Below are 14603 nucleotides of genomic sequence, written 5' to 3'. Positions count from 1 at the left end.
GAACCATGCGCACTCGGTTGAACCAAAGCGGTTTTACGCTAATCGAATTGGTTATCATCATAATTATCCTCGGCATACTTGCGGCCGTTGCAATTCCAAAGTATCAGGACTTGTCTACAGAAGCCAAAGAGGCGGCAGGCCGTAGCGCTCTGGGCAGTATGCGCTCCGGGATAATCATCTACTACGCCAATGAAGCGGTCCAGACAGGTACCGCAAACTGGCCGGCCCTGGATAGCCTGGCTACTATAGGCGTAGTGATGGAACAGGCCATTCCCAAGAATCCGTACCAGGCCAACGCCAACGCCCCCGACTCGGTTGTCACCGGTGTGACCAAAGGGGTGGTTGTCGGTGCTCGCGGCGGCTGGGCATACAAAGCCTCGACCGGCGAGATCTGGTTGAACACCAGCGGGTCCGGGGAAAACAATTGGTAGGGAGCCACCGGCTCGAAAACGTGAACGACAAATCCAGAAAGACTGCGCACAAGCTCGATCAGGGAGGATTCACCCTAATCGAGCTTGTTATTATCATCGTGGTTTTGGGCATCCTTGCTGTGGTGGCGATACCGAAGTTCGCCGACATCATGGAAGGTTCGAAAACGGCCGCCACACGCAAAGAAATGCAGACGCTGAAAGAGGCAATCGTCGGCAACCCTCAGATAGTCTCCTCCGGGGTTGTGATTGATCGAGGCTTCATAGGGGATGTTGGATTCGTGCCGTCACAGTTGATCGATCTGGTGGTAAAACCCGATTCGGTAGCCGCCTACAACAAGCTCACGCGCCTGGGTTGGAACGGTCCCTATGTCGATGGCGATGGTAACGAGTATTTGACCGATGCGTTCGGAGGATCGTATTCATACGATCCAGGCGGTCGCCGAGTAATCTCGACCGGCGGACCGGACAGCATCACGATCACCTTCTAATCGGACAGGTGTCCATGTTCAAATGGCCGACATTGCTGCGCCGCAAAAGCACGAATTCAGATCCAGATCGAGGTCGAATCGACTCCGGCTCGTCCAAGGTCGTGGAGACAACACTGTCTCCTCCTCGGCGCTGGACAGTGGGTCGACGTCTGGCCTTCGCTGTCGAGAACGGCGTGATTCAGATGGTGGCAGCGCGGCATATTGCGGGTCGCCTTGACATCCTTGATATTTCGAGAGTGTCCCTGCTTAGCGACACGGAGTCAGCGGTACGCCGGAGTGACCACCTCTCCCTGACCGTTGCAGATTATGTCAGCCGGTTTGGTGGAGGATCGGCTGAAATCGATCTGGTAATCAGTGGACGAGAGACAGCCTTCCGCTCGTTTTTGATGCCGGTGTTGAAACCGGGTGCGCTGGCCTCAGCCATTGGGTTCGAAGCTCAAAAACAAATCCCATTCCCACCCACCGAGTGCCACACAGACTACCAGCGGACTTTCAAGATCATAGACAAACAACGGGCACGTTACAAGATCGGACTGCACGCGGCAACTTCCAAACTGGTCAAAGAAGAGCTGGAACCCCTCCGACAAAAGGGCCTATCTGTCGCAAATGTGATTATCGCCGACCAAGCGGTGGGCTATCTGCTGGGTCGCCTGCCGGATTACGAGCCGAATGCTGTTTACACTCTGGTCGAGGTGGGGCAATCCGATTGCAAAGTTGCATATTATCGCGGTTCGGCCCTGGAGTTCACTCACACCGGCTCGGTCAGTCTGACTCAAATCGGCAGTCAGCCGGACATAACTCGCATAGAGTTCTTTGCCGAGAGTCTGGCCCGCGAGATATCTGTTTCTCAGGACTACTATTCCGGTCAGTACGCCAAAGCGCTCCCCAACAGAATTCTCTTATGCGGTGAACTGGCCGATCAGGCGGATCTGGTGGAACTGTTCAACGGCAAAACTCAGTTCGAATTCGTACCCTTCCCCATCGGAGCGACCGGTCTCCTGAAGGGGGTAGCCTCAGACCAATGCAGGCTGGCTGTTACCTGTCTGCCCACCTTGGCCGCTGCGGCCAGCCAACATAGGCTCTGTAATCTACTGCCCGCTGAAATCCGGCAGGAAAAGTCACGTCGAACGGTAGGCAGATATGCGCGGTTGGCCCTGGCCCTGGCCGCCGTTGCGATACTGACCAATTGGGCGCACCTGCGCATGTCAATCAACAGTAACATCAAGTCAACCGAAGCGATGGAACAACAAGTCACGCAGGCCTCGCAGTCCGAAGCATACTTGACCCATCGTTCGCTCATGCAGCAAATCGCATTCGAGCGCGCCTATATCAAAAAGACCGAAGCGCCGCCGGGCGGCTTCTATTTAACTCTAAAGGAGCTGTCTATTCTCACGCCGGCGGCCGTCAAGCTCTATCGTCTCGAATACGCACCGGGAAACGCAGACAACCTGCAAAACCTGGTTCTCCATGGTAATGTTGCAGCCTCCGAGATTCCACCGGAGATGATCCTGGCTCAGTACGTGGAGCGGTTGAAGGCTTCAGGGTTCTACCACAATGTCGGGCTGGTTCGTCATGTCAAACGCAAAGTCAGGGATGCGTTTGTTATCGACTTTCAAATTGAGATGCAGGGGGTAGCGTGAAACGTGTCATCTGCATTTATTCCGGCATAGGCATCGTGATGCTGGCCCTCTGGTATCTGCTGCTGTTCATCCCATTGAACAAAGAACGAGCGGCGATGCAACTTCGCACCGAGCAAGCCAGGCAGAATCTGGTGGAATACCAGCGAATCATGGTGCAGTTGCCGATGTATATCGAGACCTATCGTAATCTGGAGAGAGCCAGGGTCGATCTGAATGATGGACTCTATGCCCGCGACCAGATTCTCGAATTGTTCGAGCTTCTAAGCGAGCAAGCCAGGCAGCGCAAACTCAAAGTGGTGGAGATTTCACCGCCGGTGGAAGAACTGCTCTTGTTAAACAGTATTCTGCCGGGGTCGGGGCAGCCTCCGTTTTTGAACCTGACAGTAAAACTTGAGGGCGGCTATGTGGGTTTTGGGAAGTATGTGCAACAAGTTGAAACAGCAGAGTTTTTTCGGGGCATCAATCGATGTCTCATAACCACTGCTGTCGATGAAAGCGCACCGACTTCCTACACCATCGGCTTTCAGGCCTTACTAGGTGGGAAGGCCACAGAATCATGAAAGCCAAGACCCGTCAAAAAATCGTGATTGCCGCCTTGCCGGCAGCTATGATCTGGGGGGCATATAACCTGTTCTGGACCGACCAGCCTGAGCCGGCCGCACCACCGGCAGCAGCGGTTCAGGCCACAGCAGAGATCACCGGTTCTATTGCGCCGCCGCCCGGGCTTGACCTCGAACGAGTCGAGCAGGCTCGGTGGGGCGCTGATCCGTTCAGGACGGTGATCAAGCCAAGCAGCAAACCAGCCGACAAACCGAAAGAGGAGTTGAAGTTGATTCTCTCAGGAATCGTCTTTAATGACAAATCACCTATGGCCGTCATAAACAAAAAAAGCGTGCGCACCGGTGATTCGATCAACGGCGCCCGCATAGTCTCAATAGATCGGAACTCGGTCACCGTGGAACGAAACGGCAGAACATTCACGCTACGGGTCAGCAAAGGTTGAATCATGAAATCAGCAGTCAATAGGACTCTTTTAGTCTGGCCTGTCCTCTTCTTGGTGTTGCTGGCGGGATTCGCATGGCCGTCCCCTCTTGAAAAAGGCGGCAAACTGTCAATGGACTTGGAAAACGTTGATCTGGCCGTCGCCCTGGCCATGATTGCCGAACAAAACAATCTCAATATCGTAGTCGGCGGCGATGTCACAGGACAGGTCTCTCTCCGTCTGGTCGAAGTCGATCTAAAATCGGCCCTTGATGCGATTCTGGCGCCCGGCGGGTTCAACTATTACGTTCGTAATGATGTCCTTGTAGTAAAACCGCAGGCCACCAAAGCAGCCGGCGAGTTAGTGTCAAAGTCGGTCACTCTCAAGTACCTTGATCCGTATTCAGTCAAAAGCATTGTGGAATCACGACTGTCCGACCGCGGCAAACTACTAATAATCGGCGCACCGGTTGAGGGGGAAACACAGAAAGAGGGGATCTCCCCTAACCGAATCGTCATTACCGATTTTCCGGCAGTTCTGGAAGAGGTGTTGGCTTTAATTGGAGAACTCGATCTGCCTCAACAGATGATCTCTATCGAAGTAAAAATCATCGAGAGCACGATTGACTCAGAATCGAAACTCGGCTTCACCTGGCCGACCAGCTTAACCACAACCTTGGGGGCGGGCACACAGAGTATCAGTGAATCGAGCGAGTCGGGAGGTTCGTCGGAATCAAACCAGACCGAGCTTGAAAATGTCGCCGGCAGCCTCAACCCGGAATCCGGTCGCTGGACATGGGGAACGCTGACCGTCGACCAATTGACCGCCGTACTGGACCTACTCAACCGAGAGGGAAACAGCAAACTTATTTCCGATCCCCATATCACCACGCTTGAGAATCGAGAAGCTTACATTAAAGCCCAGACGGTGATCCCGATAGCCACAATTAGCCGGTTCACCGAAGGCGCCGCCACCCAGGACATCCAGACATTCTATGATGAAGAGGTGGGTATCTCGCTCAGCGTGACACCGCGCATCAATGAAGGCAATCGCATCACGCTGGATGTCCACCCGCAGGTCGAAGACATTATTGGTTTTTCCGGTCCGGCCAACAACCAGAAACCGATCACGTCATCGCGCTCCTTGAAAACAACGGTGACCGTCAACGAAGGCGAGACCATCGCTTTGGGTGGATTGCTCAAGGAGAATGAGATCGAGCAAGTTCAAAAAGTCCCGCTCTTGGGACGTATCCCCCTCCTGGGTAAGTTACTTTTCACCAACAAATCGGTTGAAAAGAGTACGACCGACCTGATTATTCTGATCACACCCCGCATCATGCGCTGATCATGAGCGCATGCACAACCACTTTCGCGAACGGCTGAACCATATCTGAAGGGTCAAAGCCAACAAACCAAAATCTCTTACAAGTATCTCTTTGGCCGAACCGGTGCCGGCTTGGCCGGACTTGAAACAGCCGCAATCAATATCCAATCCGCGCGCAACCGTGCTGGCCAGCGCAACAATGAACATTATCGTCATACCGTTGACCAGCAGGGCCGAACCTCGATAGAACAGCCCCAAAATCAACCCCAACCCGACCACCAACTCCACCCACGGCAGAACCAAAGCGCCAAAGTTTATCAGCCAACCAGGGGCAAGATGATAATTCCAGATGGAACCGGCAAAAGCCAGCGGATCGGCGATCTTGTAAACAGATGCGTAGATGAAGACGCCACCGACGATCAGCCGCGAGGCCATGGTCAGCAAGTCGTTGTCTATCACTCGTCGCATTGGGACCTCCGTTCCATCGGTAGTCCAAAACGCTCCCATTCACGAGAACCTCCGAAAAAGATGGCCAGATCGGTGTAGCCCTCGGCCTGCATGTTGCGAGCCAGATGAATTGAAAGGTCGCACTCATCGCCGGAGCAGAAAACGACCATGCGCCTGTCTTTGGGAACACCGGCCAGCACTGAATCGAAGTAGGGGCCGAGATCGGTCTCGGGCAAGTAGTCAAAGGGAATACTTATCGCACCGGATATGGAACCACATTCGAACTCCTCCGGCTCACGGGCATCGATAAAAACTGCGACCCCGGAATTGAAATCGATTTGAGCGCCGTCAATTGTCACAAAAGGCGGATCGCCCGCTTCCGGCTGAGGCGGTGTGATTGGACCCTCACCACTATGCAATGAACGCCATTGACCAAAGTATGGAATCCGGTCGGCCCGGACCATGTTAAGGCCGAGTCCGAGGACTGTAGAAATAATAAGTATGTAGACTGCTTGTTTTAGTGCCACTTGGCTTTCCTCATGCTTGTAGACTTATACAGTGTATTCGTCCCTGGGTTGACTTCAAGAATACGTCTTGACTGATCCCATGAGCAACGAAATCGGCGCCTGTTAGTTCTTCGAGAAGTGAAGAAACATGGTGGCAACTCTGGCGTCAAGTTTTGTAATAGCCCCAAAAACTGTCCCAATAAAAAAGCGGGACCCAGATATGGACGAGTCCCGCCAGATTTGTCATTCGCTGTGCGAATGTCATTTTGCTCAGAACGACAGCGAAATCAGTTTGGAAAAAGGTGCTCCAGACGCCTGTCAAGCTTGGTCGAGATCAGCACGTAACGGCCGCGTAGGATTTTACCGACCACATTGGAAAACTTGGTCGGTGTTAGCATCTGCAGACCATACGAGTGCCAACAGTCTTTTTCTCCCATGCTTGCAAACTCTTGGTTCTCTTTTCTCTTCGGCATAGTGCATCTCCTGAAAGAGTTTTCCCCTCTCTTTCGAACGAAGCAGTACTCATATAAATAGCGGTGAGGAAATAGAGATGCTATTCAAAAAAAACTATCACCTCCTTTAGCAGGTATCAAACCTCCCCGAAGGCCTGATACCTGATCAAATAATGCACAGTCTTCCTTATGTATAAGTTTTTTGACATACACCTACAGGGCCATGACCCGCTGTAACTTTTTGATGGCGCGCCATTTATAAATATTTACGACCTGTTGAGCCACCCCCAGAATCTGCGCGATTTGACGTTCTTTCTTGCCATTCAGGTAGTATTTGATCACTTGCTTCTGACGTTGAGAGAGTGAATGATCAATATGCCAACGCAGTTTGGAACGAAACTTATCCAGCCCGGCCGCGGGCGAGTGGCTGCCACCATCGGAGTGATAAGCAGATTGTTCATTGGCGAACGACTCCAGAAAGAGCTTATCGACCATGATTTCCGCGAAGTCACTTTCCTTCTTTCGTGGCACAATACCAGACTCCGGTTCAATAGCTTAAGTAATAATCCTCACAGATCGCTTTAAGTTGCGGCATGGTGATGGAATACTCGGCTGCTGTTTTGATGCTTATCTCGTACAGCGCCACTTTGCGCTCCTGTGAGGTCAAATCTTTTGGCAGATCTTCATACAGTTGGCCGTAAAATGTCAAGACGTCTTCACGCAACCCCAGGTCATTCTCATCCTTCTCAGTCTTATGGCTGGCCTGATCCGGTTCCGATTTGTCATTCTGGGGCGCTGCCTGCGGCGCTGCCTGCTTGGTTTCAGTTTTTGGTTTCTCAGATTCCTCCTGGGCGACCTGCTGGACGACTTGGGCCGGTTCGGGCTTGGATGTCGGTTTCTTGGCCGGAGGTTTGTCAGTTTGAGTTTCTGGTTTGGCCCGGGGGCGGGCCACCGCAGAATCCAGGTATCCAACCAGCCGGCCGATCTCCTGTCGGTATAAGCCGTCACGATGGGCCAGCGAATCGGAGAAGCCAGCCTCCTGTAAACGAAGCAACTCTTTCAATGAATCAACGTCCTGTTGAAGTTGAGTCAATTGCCGGTTAGTTTGAGCCTTCCCTTGCTCAAACGCCTCGCGCCGCTGGCTGGTGCCCCGCGCACTCTTGATGTAGGCCACTGCGACGATCACCAAAAGTAAGGCCGCAGCTATATACAATCGTTTCATCAGGTATCCAGTCCTTGTTTCTAAAGAGCATATCCAGCCAACCAGGCTGAGTCAAGTTTTAACAGGGGAGCAGGCATTTGTGGTATTCACGTGGAAGTTGTCTCAGAGGGAGTATCCCTCGCGTAGCGGCGGGCCTTGTGCCGCCGGTTTTTGTCACCCCGAGCGGAGTCGTAGGGTGAACACAGCTACCCCACCCAAAGTCCGGCGTCGGCTGGATTCTTTGTGCTGTATTGTGTCAGGTCTTGAGCCACGCAAAAGGGCGGGGATTGTGACCTGACACCGAAAAATCGGCTTTTTGTGCTTCGCACACGATGGTGCTTCCTGGCAATTGGGACACCTACTGAGCATTCTTGGGCACGACAGGCTACTTCTTCAGGCGCAAAACAAGAAAAATCCACGGCCGAACCATAGACCACCAGCCAACAAATGGTTTGATCTTACTGTAGTTCTTCCCCTCCTGGGGATAGACCATCGCAACCGGCGCTTCAGCCATGCGAAAACCGAGCGTAGCAACCTTGTAGTGAATGTAGTATTCCATCTCGTAACGCCCCAGCCAGTTCTGATCTATGTCGATCTCAGGATGGTCGAAGATGTTCAGCCGATAGGCACGAAAACCACAGGTAATGTCGGTGCCTTTGAAGCGAATGGCCAGATTGACGATAGCCGTGAACAATCTGATCGTGACTTTGCGAAACAGCGGCAGGTTGGGGGAGCGCCCGCCCTCAAGATAGCGCGAGCCCTGAACGTAGTCGGCACCATCATCGAGAATCGGCTTGATTAGTTGTGGTATCTCTTCGGGTTGCATCTTGCCGTTGCCGGCCATGATGACGATGCTGTCGTAACCGTTTTGTCGGCCATACTTGACGGCGTCCCGAATACCGACACCAACGCCGAGATTGGTCTGATGCCTGATGACCTTGTGGCCCAGGTTTTCAAGAAAGCGATAGCTTGCGTCGGTGGAGCCGTCGTCTATGAAAAGCAGATCGTAACTCCCCTCAGTCGAAAATTTCGGCACCAGCGTTTTGAGTTTCTCGCCCTCGTTGAAAGTGACTACCGTGACCAGGACTTTAGGCTGCACCCTCTCCCCCGTTCGGAAGCAGGGTGAGTTGGCCGGCAGCGAGTCGATACTTGAGTCCGCAGGTGCAACTCAGAATCGGGCTTGATTGACCATCGGGAGTTGTGAGACGCTCAGCGCACTTGCAAACGAATCCCGCCTGTCGGGCCGGATTGCCCAGCCACATCGTGAAATCCGGTGCGCTTTTGGTCAGCACGGCACCGGCGCCGATAAAGGCGTAGCGCCCGACCGTCAGGCGGGCTATAATCACGGCGTTGGCGCCGATCGTGGCGCCCTGCCTGATGAGGCTTGGGTCCGGTTCGTCGTGGTACACTTTGCTGCGGGGCTTTACATCGTTTGTGAAGACTGCATTGGGACCGACGAATACATCATCCTCCAACCTGACGCCCCACCACAACGACACTCCGTTCTTGATGGTTACTCGGTCACCCACGACCACACCGCTCTCGACGAAGCAATGGTCGCAAACGTTGCAGTCGCCGCCGATCACCGCCCCTTCCTGCACGTTGCAGAAGGCCCAGATGCGCGTACCGCTGCCGATGTTTTTGCTTTGGCATATTGCTTTTGGATGCACAAAGTAGTCTCGCTCGTTCATGGCAGCTTAACTCAGTTCGACCACGCGACCATTGTCTCGAATAGACCGATTGGCGGCTTCGAGAATACGCACCACCCGCAATCCGGCCCGACCATCCGTGCGCGGTGCGCGGTTTTCGTTGACGGCGTTGTAGAATTCGCTGCTGACCAGCTTGAGCGCTTCGGTGGAGTCCAGCTTGGGCGCCAGCATGTCACCGGTTCGATACTGGACCAGCAGATCGTAAATGGCGTTCTTGTCTTCGACTATTTCAACCCCACTGTCGTACACTTTCACTTTTTCAGACGGTTCGGTGTCATCGTAGATGACCATCTTGCGAGAGCCCGATACCAGCGTCTTGCGGACCTTGACCGGAGCCAGCCAGTTGACATGGATGTGGCCCAGCAGATTGCCTTCATAGTAGGTTGAGATGTAGGCTATGTTTTCAATACCATTCTCAAAGTGAGCCACACCGGTGGCGGCAATTGCAATCGGTGGTCGATCAATCAGATAATCCATAATCGATACATCGTGCGGCGCCAGGTCCCAGATGACATTGACATCGTGCTGGAACAGTCCGAGGTTTACTCGCACCGAGTCAAAATAAAACAACTCGCCCAGTTCGCCGTCGTCGATGAATCGCTTGATCGTTTGCACAGCACCTGTGTAGATGAAAGTATGGTCCACCATGATTTGCAGATTCTTCTGCTCACCCAGGTTGATCAAACTCTCGGCCTGCTCGGTCGTCGCCGTAAACGGCTTCTCCATGAACAGATGTTTGCCGTTGGCCAGCGCCTCCATCCCCAGCGGGTAGTGGGCAGAAACAGGCGTGGCGATTATCACCGCATCGATATCAGTCGCTTTGAGAATATCGTCAGCTTCGCCGGTCAGCGTCTTGATGGCCGGGAACTGACGATGTATGAAGTCAAGACGTTCGGATCGACCATCACAGACAGCCGCCACTTCGACGTCATCTAAGGCATTGAAATTACGTATGAGATTCGGCCCCCAATAGCCGCAGCCGATTACTCCAACTTTCATCACTGACCTCCCAGTATTTGGTTTAGTAGATCAGCACGCCGCCGTCCCGATCCATGTTCTCCAGGAGAATATGGTATCCTCCGGTTTGTCGACCCGGAGCTTCAGAGAGATCGTCCTCCCGGATCGTCCCCGATTCGCCTGAACCAATATAATAAGAAAGCGATGAATCAGAAACGAAATTCGCAACCTGTCGAATCCGTGGGTCGCCTCGATGGACATACCGTTCAATCGAAGTGAACCAAACCGACGGAATGTATTCTGGTTCGCCCAGACTTCCATAAATGTTCAGAGCGCCGTCAGGAGCGCTTTCCGAGCCGAGTTGCAGCGATACATCGACATAGCCATCCTGTCGGACCCAGCGCTGAATATCGGCCCCGTCCAACTCGATGATAGCGTACTGCCGAAACGACTCGATTCCATGATGTTCAAACCGCGCGTATTCCAGGTAGGTAGGCTTGGGATAAAAATTCCGGCTGAGTGGTTCACGACCGAGGTTCAATGTCATTTGTCGATCACCAATAGTGATGCCGAACATCGGCGGCTCCCCTTCCGGCACATTCATATCGATGAGCAACGTCCAGAACTCGTTCAATCTATCATCCGACAATTCTGTCATGTATATGCGCCTGCCGACCCCCTCGTCGGGAACCTCCAGGCGACAACTGAATTCCGCCCAGTTGTTGCGAGAAAGCACAGGCACCCAACTACAAATCACAAACAAACCGCACACTACCGCGGTAAACAAAAGACGACTCCGATAAGGCGCCGAGATCAAGAGCACCGTGCTGAGCAGATAGAGAGCACAAAACCACAGGAGGGTCTTGAGAATCAATGTCGCAATCACGATTCCTAACGACAGCACGCCGCCCGATACCACTGACAACACCCACGACGGCTGGACGATGGCTCCGAACAGAAGGATCACTATTCCCGCGATGACCATCAGACGCGACCTGGTCGGAGAACTCACCAGGGCATCATATAGCGCAACTGAGCAACCGGCTGCACAGATTATGACCACGGGCAGAGCATTGAAACTATACCGGTTGATCGAATGAAAGACCAGATGTATTGCCGTGTAGTATCCGCAAATGGCAACCGGCCAGGCCGCATGAGGGCTACTTTTGAGCAACAGTGCGAGCATACCGATAAACCCAAACACGATGATCAAGGTGTGAAGCCACTCTACCACTGAGTTCGGAATCACGAAGGTGCGTTTGAAGTCGTTGTACGGCCTGCTCCACAAACGCTCGAATTTTTTCGCGAACAGTCCCATGTAACCGCCCGCTTGGCCCAGCGGATCACTGTAGATTGGACGACTGTTGAAGTCCTTCTCAACGGCGTCCAGATCATATCCCTCGAAGGCGATCGACGATGATTGGCGCAGGTTGGATTGAGCGTATGCAGGGTCGCGCAGGGCCAATTGGCCATACTCAAGTGAAGTGATCACCAGCCAGGGACCAAAGAGACACCCGGCCGGTATGGCAACCGTTACGAGCCGTTTGAGAAACTGTCTCGGGGACGAGTTTTCTCGGTCATAGAAATACAGACCCGCCACTAACGGCAGACCAATCAACATGGAAGTCGGTTTGTGCATCACCATCATACCGCATAGCAGACCGGTCAAAACGAAGTAGCGACGTTGATTGCTCTCAGTCCCACGCATCAGTAGATAGACAGCAAGCAGGATGAAGAAACTTGTCGAGGTCTCAAGCAATAGCATTGTAGCCGTCTGGATGAAGGGAAAGTAGATGGCATATACCAGACCGCTGACTATTGCCGCCCGGCGTCCCACCAGACGTGCCGCCACTAAGATTACCAACCACACCGAAAGCAGATCAAAGATGATCCCGAGAATTCGCGCAAATGTGAAATCGGCGGCGGGAGCAAGATAGAACACCGCGGCCAACATGGCCGGATAGAGCGGACCGGCGAAAAACAAATCACCTCGTGCCTGAGTCAGAGAATGCGGCGTGTAGTACTGCCAATCGATTTTCTCCCCCTGGATGTATTTGTCATAGTAGAACTTGAAAGCATGGCGATCCAGTCGATCATCTGTCGATGACTCAGGTCCCGTGCCATCTACGAACGAGATTACAGCCACGGCGGCGCTGGCATAACGTCGCGCATCCCACATGACAGGCAGAGTTTTGTCGGAAGCCAGAAAACCCAAGCGCAGGATAGCGGCCAGTATCAAGACAAAGTAGATCCATTGACGAAAGGCTGCATCCTTAACCTTCATAACGAATCATCCCTTGGTGTCATGCGGGACACTCGCACCAACAGCACTCACACCGGTTGCGACTCTGACTCCTTCGGCTCGTCAGGCTCGTGGTCGCCGGCGGAGGCCTCCTCGCCAAGTCTTTTGAGAGATAGGTGCTCTTTCTTGAGATAGATGAATCCCATCAGAGTGACAACAATGTACTGGGCGGCATGCAACACCAGGGCGCAAGAGAGAGCCTCTGCCTTGGGCACTCCGTAGGCTACCAGCGACCATACCGCCCCGGCGTGGTAGACGCCGACGAAACCGGGAGCCGATGGCACCAGAATGGAGATCGAGACCACTACAAGTACCACAAATGATGCGTCCAACGGCAGGTCCAGGCCGAATGCAAAGAACACGAAAATATTAGAGATGCCCATGAGGAGCCAGATCATCAATGTCTGCATGCCAACCCAGGCCGTTACCCTGGCATCACGCAAGAATTCAAGTCCGCGGGCAAACTTGACCAGTACCGACCGGATCAATTCTGTCCCCGAGTCGGGTATAAAGAAAAGACATCTGGTGATGGCACGGCCCATTTGCTCAGGCTTTCTGGCGAGAATAAAGATCAACACCAATCCGACCAGGGCGACGACGATGGTGATGTTGAGTCCGAACCGCATAGATTCATCCAGCACGATTTTCGAATAGTACAGCACGCCGCCAAATATCAGAAGTAGCGCCACCAAATCAAAAACCATGCGCTCAACAAAAATCGTGGCCAGCGAAGCCGACTTGGTGATCTGCTTGTGTTGCGATGACAACGAATAGGCGCGCACGAATTCACCCAGCCGTAAGGGCAGTACATTGTTGGCCATGAAACCGATCCATGTGGCGGCCAGAAGTTTTGAAAAAGGCACCCTACCGATAGGCTCCACCATGAACCGCCAACGGTAGGCGCGTTGATACATGGTGAGGACGATAAGAGCGACGTTGGGAATCAACCACAGATAGTTGGCGCCCCGAAGGGCGGACCAGAGGTCGGAGAAAGCAATATTGCGAAAGAGCGCCCAAATCAGAACCGCGGAAATAACCAGGCCCAGAACAAAGTAGAGGTATTTCTTGGCCGTAAGAGTCATGCCTTACTCCCCACAGTATCGATCAGCAATTGTTCGAATTTCACGGCGGCATGGTCCCAATTGAACTCATCGGCCCACTCAAGGCCGCCACCTTCGAGCCGGGCGCGGAGATCGTCGTCGGTAAGTACCTTCAGGAGTCTGTCGGCCAACTGTTCGATGTTTCCATACTCGTAGAGGAAGCCGGTCCGGCCGTCACGCACCGAATCCCGCAGCCCGGGCGAATCGGCCGCAACAACGGTGGTGCCTACTGAGTTGGCTTCAATATTGGTCAATCCCCAACCTTCTTTCAAACTCGGCAACACCGCCACGTGAGAACGCCTGAGAATCTCTACTTTCTCTTCCTGCGAAACGAAACCCGGGAAGTCAACGTCGTCGTGGCAACCCAAAGAAGCCGCCAACGATTTCAAGTGGGGCAGATAGTCGCCGGTACCGACGATCTTCAGGCGAGCGGCAGGCACTTTTTCTTTTACTATCATGAGGGCGCGCAGTAGGTGTTGCACCGACTTGTACTTCTTGATTCGACCCAGATAGAGAACAGTCGGATCGGTATACTTTGGTACCGAGCTATCGGGGGTGTAGCAGTCACGGTCGATACCGCAGTGCACCACCGAAATGTCTTCTCGCGGAATGCCACGTTCGACCATATCGTCGGCGGTCGATTCGGAGATGACGTTGAAAGGCAAGCCCCGATAGACGTGTATCAGTGGACGTTCGGCCAGATAGATGTAGGTTCCGAGCACGAAGTTAATCTCATGAAAGACGGTGGTCGCAAACAGATGCGGCACCACCACCAGGGTCTTGAGTTTCAAATACCACGGCGTATAGAAGGGTATCTTATTGATATCTTCAACGAGAATATCGAATTCGTTTTCCTTAACCAGGCGCCTGAGATAAAACGGCGCGACCAGATTAAAATTGAAGCGATTGCCTCGCCGCACGATCCGAATGCCCTCAACGGATTCTTCCGGCAAACAGTTCTTGAATCCGGAGCAGAACAACGTCACTTGATGACCGGCTTTGACCAGGCGCCTCAACAATTCTTCGAGATGAACCTCAGCCCCGCCTGAATATGGGTTCATGAGA

General features: G+C 53.3%; 15 protein-coding genes and 2 pseudogenes. 6 read left to right on the top strand and 11 right to left on the bottom strand.

Translation table 11 applies throughout. From position 1 onward, the window contains the following. The first annotated feature begins 17 nt into the window (after positions 1 to 17). From OEV49_13250 to OEV49_13225, 6 genes and pseudogenes are all read left to right on the top strand, one after another. Positions 18 to 128 (top strand): annotated as a pseudogene (locus tag OEV49_13250) (prepilin-type N-terminal cleavage/methylation domain-containing protein). A gap of 323 nt (positions 129 to 451) precedes the next feature. Continuing rightward, a pseudogene (locus tag OEV49_13245) lies at positions 452 to 604 on the top strand (prepilin-type N-terminal cleavage/methylation domain-containing protein). A 329-nt stretch (positions 605 to 933) separates the two neighbouring features. Beyond that, on the top strand, positions 934 to 2559 hold the full coding sequence (locus OEV49_13240; protein ID MDH3892039.1) for a hypothetical protein: 1626 nt from the start codon (positions 934 to 936) through the stop codon (positions 2557 to 2559). Beyond that, entirely contained in the window at positions 2556 to 3119 is a 564-nt protein-coding gene (locus tag OEV49_13235; GenBank protein ID MDH3892038.1) for a hypothetical protein, read from the top strand. The genes OEV49_13240 and OEV49_13235 overlap by 4 nt, the downstream gene beginning before the upstream one ends. Continuing rightward, the gene (locus tag OEV49_13230; GenBank protein MDH3892037.1) at positions 3116 to 3562 is read left to right on the top strand and encodes a hypothetical protein; all 447 of its coding nucleotides are present in this window, start codon (positions 3116 to 3118) and stop codon (positions 3560 to 3562) included. The genes OEV49_13235 and OEV49_13230 overlap by 4 nt, the downstream gene beginning before the upstream one ends. Before the next feature lie 3 nt (positions 3563 to 3565). Then, on the top strand, positions 3566 to 4885 hold the full coding sequence (locus tag OEV49_13225) for a hypothetical protein (protein ID MDH3892036.1): 1320 nt from the start codon (positions 3566 to 3568) through the stop codon (positions 4883 to 4885). Here the strand turns inward: OEV49_13225 and OEV49_13220 are convergent, their stop codons facing one another. From OEV49_13220 to OEV49_13170, 11 genes are all read right to left on the bottom strand, one after another. Further along, positions 4886 to 5332, bottom strand: coding sequence for a DoxX family membrane protein (locus OEV49_13220; GenBank protein ID MDH3892035.1), 447 nt, complete (start codon positions 5330 to 5332; stop codon positions 4886 to 4888). Then, positions 5320 to 5838 (bottom strand): rhodanese-like domain-containing protein, encoded by a 519-nt coding sequence (locus OEV49_13215; GenBank protein MDH3892034.1) that lies wholly within the window; start codon positions 5836 to 5838, stop codon positions 5320 to 5322. The genes OEV49_13220 and OEV49_13215 overlap by 13 nt, the downstream gene beginning before the upstream one ends. Before the next feature lie 266 nt (positions 5839 to 6104). Beyond that, a complete protein-coding gene (locus tag OEV49_13210; GenBank protein ID MDH3892033.1) occupies positions 6105 to 6290 on the bottom strand; it encodes a hypothetical protein in 186 nt (61 codons plus the stop codon). Positions 6291 to 6482: 192 nt separating this feature from the next. Further along, positions 6483 to 6800 carry a LuxR C-terminal-related transcriptional regulator gene (locus OEV49_13205; protein MDH3892032.1) on the bottom strand — a complete coding sequence of 106 codons (318 nt, stop codon included), beginning with the start codon at positions 6798 to 6800 and terminating at the stop codon, positions 6483 to 6485. A gap of 16 nt (positions 6801 to 6816) precedes the next feature. Further along, complete coding sequence (locus OEV49_13200; protein MDH3892031.1) at positions 6817 to 7491, bottom strand: hypothetical protein; 675 nt, start codon at positions 7489 to 7491, stop codon at positions 6817 to 6819. Between the two features lie 364 nt (positions 7492 to 7855). Then, the gene (locus OEV49_13195; GenBank protein ID MDH3892030.1) at positions 7856 to 8569 is read right to left on the bottom strand and encodes a glycosyltransferase family 2 protein; all 714 of its coding nucleotides are present in this window, start codon (positions 8567 to 8569) and stop codon (positions 7856 to 7858) included. Next, entirely contained in the window at positions 8559 to 9161 is a 603-nt protein-coding gene (locus tag OEV49_13190) for an N-acetyltransferase (GenBank protein MDH3892029.1), read from the bottom strand. Before OEV49_13190 ends, OEV49_13195 begins: the two co-directional genes overlap by 11 nt. Before the next feature lie 6 nt (positions 9162 to 9167). Beyond that, on the bottom strand, positions 9168 to 10178 hold the full coding sequence (locus tag OEV49_13185) for a Gfo/Idh/MocA family oxidoreductase (protein MDH3892028.1): 1011 nt from the start codon (positions 10176 to 10178) through the stop codon (positions 9168 to 9170). A 22-nt stretch (positions 10179 to 10200) separates the two neighbouring features. Continuing rightward, positions 10201 to 12420 (bottom strand): glycosyltransferase family 39 protein, encoded by a 2220-nt coding sequence (locus OEV49_13180; protein ID MDH3892027.1) that lies wholly within the window; start codon positions 12418 to 12420, stop codon positions 10201 to 10203. A gap of 47 nt (positions 12421 to 12467) precedes the next feature. Then, positions 12468 to 13520 carry a flippase-like domain-containing protein gene (locus tag OEV49_13175; GenBank protein ID MDH3892026.1) on the bottom strand — a complete coding sequence of 351 codons (1053 nt, stop codon included), beginning with the start codon at positions 13518 to 13520 and terminating at the stop codon, positions 12468 to 12470. Next, on the bottom strand, positions 13517 to 14599 hold the full coding sequence (locus OEV49_13170) for a glycosyltransferase family 4 protein (GenBank protein ID MDH3892025.1): 1083 nt from the start codon (positions 14597 to 14599) through the stop codon (positions 13517 to 13519). The genes OEV49_13175 and OEV49_13170 overlap by 4 nt, the downstream gene beginning before the upstream one ends. Between the last annotated feature and the right edge of the window lie 4 nt (positions 14600 to 14603).

This window comes from Candidatus Zixiibacteriota bacterium (assembly GCA_029860345.1).
In the GTDB taxonomy this organism is placed as follows: domain Bacteria; phylum Zixibacteria; class MSB-5A5; order GN15; family FEB-12; genus JAJRTA01.
The sequence above is the reverse complement of the archived record's forward strand: the minus strand, read 5'-3'. Positions and strand labels throughout refer to the sequence as shown.

What these genes read in the sequence shown, in the direction of transcription:
- OEV49_13240 (MDH3892039.1), top strand. Translation starts at nt 934, where the DNA reads ATGTTCAAATGGCCGACATTGCTGCGCCGCAAAAGCACGAATTCAGAT.
- OEV49_13230 (MDH3892037.1), top strand. Translation starts at nt 3,116, where the DNA reads ATGAAAGCCAAGACCCGTCAAAAAATCGTGATTGCCGCCTTGCCGGCA.
- OEV49_13225 (MDH3892036.1), top strand. Translation starts at nt 3,566, where the DNA reads ATGAAATCAGCAGTCAATAGGACTCTTTTAGTCTGGCCTGTCCTCTTC.
- OEV49_13220 (MDH3892035.1), bottom strand. Translation starts at nt 5,332, where the DNA reads ATGCGACGAGTGATAGACAACGACTTGCTGACCATGGCCTCGCGGCTG.
- OEV49_13210 (MDH3892033.1), bottom strand. Translation starts at nt 6,290, where the DNA reads ATGCCGAAGAGAAAAGAGAACCAAGAGTTTGCAAGCATGGGAGAAAAA.
- OEV49_13200 (MDH3892031.1), bottom strand. Translation starts at nt 7,491, where the DNA reads ATGAAACGATTGTATATAGCTGCGGCCTTACTTTTGGTGATCGTCGCA.
- OEV49_13190 (MDH3892029.1), bottom strand. Translation starts at nt 9,161, where the DNA reads ATGAACGAGCGAGACTACTTTGTGCATCCAAAAGCAATATGCCAAAGC.
- OEV49_13185 (MDH3892028.1), bottom strand. Translation starts at nt 10,178, where the DNA reads ATGAAAGTTGGAGTAATCGGCTGCGGCTATTGGGGGCCGAATCTCATA.
- OEV49_13180 (MDH3892027.1), bottom strand. Translation starts at nt 12,420, where the DNA reads ATGAAGGTTAAGGATGCAGCCTTTCGTCAATGGATCTACTTTGTCTTG.
- OEV49_13175 (MDH3892026.1), bottom strand. Translation starts at nt 13,520, where the DNA reads ATGACTCTTACGGCCAAGAAATACCTCTACTTTGTTCTGGGCCTGGTT.
- OEV49_13170 (MDH3892025.1), bottom strand. Translation starts at nt 14,599, where the DNA reads ATGAACCCATATTCAGGCGGGGCTGAGGTTCATCTCGAAGAATTGTTG.